The following is a 293-nucleotide window of genomic DNA, read 5'->3' as shown; positions in this document are numbered from 1 at the left end:
AGAAGCTGTAAGTTAGACCTACACGGCTACGCAGTTCACGAGTCGCTGAAGTAGAGCTTGCGTTCACATCACCAAACTCAACGTATGGGTACCAGTCACCAAATTTGCGGCCAGCTGTTAGGTTTAACTCATAGTTTTCTGATTTGCCGTCCCAAAGAATCCAGCTATCTTCGGCGTCGTAGTAGTTAGCTTCGAAGCCAAATTTCCAATCTGCTACAGAGTAGTTTACGTTACCAGTAATACGGTGACGGAATTGTGTGCTGTCGCCGTTGCTGTGCGTTCTGATGTCGTAA

Annotated in this window: 1 protein-coding gene; it reads right to left on the bottom strand. The window is 46.8% G+C overall.

Annotation, left to right across the window (positions count from 1 at the left end; all coding sequences use genetic code 11):
* Nucleotides 1-293 (bottom strand): oligogalacturonate-specific porin KdgM family protein (locus tag AB4585_RS23635; RefSeq protein WP_372171205.1); only part of this gene is annotated, 293 nt, incomplete at both ends.

Origin of the sequence: Vibrio sp. 10N.222.49.C9 (assembly GCF_041474985.1) — a bacterium.
Classification (GTDB): domain Bacteria; phylum Pseudomonadota; class Gammaproteobacteria; order Enterobacterales; family Vibrionaceae; genus Vibrio; species Vibrio crassostreae_C.
This window is presented reverse-complemented; position numbering and strand designations above follow the sequence as displayed.